Origin of the sequence: Streptomyces sp. NPDC059456, assembly GCF_042750055.1 — a bacterium.
Taxonomy (GTDB): domain Bacteria; phylum Actinomycetota; class Actinomycetes; order Streptomycetales; family Streptomycetaceae; genus Streptomyces.
In genome coordinates, this window is the sequence record NZ_JBHYVA010000600.1 from 1 (window position 1) to 1064 (window position 1064).

At 74.8% G+C, this 1064-nt stretch carries 2 protein-coding genes; both read right to left on the reverse strand.

Annotated features, from left to right (window positions below):
* Positions 1–196: 196 nt before the first annotated feature.
* Positions 197–667 (reverse strand): nuclear transport factor 2 family protein, encoded by a 471-nt coding sequence (locus ACFXA3_RS34365; RefSeq protein ID WP_385193473.1) that lies wholly within the window; start codon positions 665–667, stop codon positions 197–199.
* A 69-nt stretch (positions 668–736) separates the two neighbouring features.
* A complete protein-coding gene (locus ACFXA3_RS34370) occupies positions 737–913 on the reverse strand; it encodes a hypothetical protein (protein ID WP_099893904.1) in 177 nt (58 codons plus the stop codon).
* Positions 914–1064: the final 151 nt, after the last annotated feature.

Genomic DNA, 1064 nt, shown 5'->3' on the forward strand with positions numbered 1-1064 from the left:
CCCGCGCGCGGGCTGGGGGGCCTCCCCCCCCCACCCCCGGCGGGGGGGGGGGGGGCGGGGGGGCCCGCGCCCGCCCCGGGGGGGGCCCCGCCCCCCCCCCACGCCGGTACCGGATCCGTTTCGCGACCATGGCACGCCTCCGCTTCCAGTGTGGAACAGGGCCGTCCGGACGGCCCGGCAAGGGTTCGGAGACGGCTCAGACGGACAGGTGCCGCCATTTCTCGTGGACGGTGACGCGGGTCAGCCGCCAGCCGTCGCGGGCGGTCCGGGCCAGGGCGAAGGTGTAGCGGCCGGCGGCCACGAAGTTCGGGGCGGTCACCGACGCGTCGGAGCCGGGCCCGGCGAGCCGCATCGGATTGAGGAAGTCCGCCCGCACCTCGGCCCGGTCACCGGGCGAACCGCCCAGGTCCTCCAGGCGGATCAGCCGGTTGACGATGAGGTGCTGGCGCACCGGGAACAGCTCCATGGTCCGCGCGAGCCAGTCCGCGACCTCGGCGGCCGGCCCCTCGATGCCGCCCGCCGAGCTGTAGTCGGCCCGTCCGGCGGGCGTGAACAGCGCGCGGTACGCCGTCCAGTCGCCGTCGTCCACGGCCACCGCGTACCCCGTGACCACCTCGTCGATCGCCATCCGGTCCATCACCGTGGCGAGGTCCACACGCTGCGTCATCGGGTCAGTGTGGGGGCGCCGGGCGGCGACGCCAAGGGGCGTGCGCGCTCCGGATCCCCGCGCGGTGGATCAATGACCGGAATGCGCCTCCCGCTGCCGGACCACGACGAGGAACGCGTCGGTGGCCAGGTCCATCACCACCTCGGCCGGCACGCCCTCGCGCATCCGCTCCGCGGCGTACTCCTCGGCGGGCCAGCTTCCCCTCGGACTTCCGGCCGGAAACCGCTCCAGCACCACTCGACCCATGCGACACCCCCTGCTGCTTGCCTTCCGGTCTCTTCAGGTCTTTCCAGGCACAACGACGCGGAGGGCGCGCGCGGACCTCTCCAGCCCGCGGCCCGATGACAACCCCATCTCTGAACGGGATAGGGTCGGCAGCGCCCAGCGGCGGGCCACC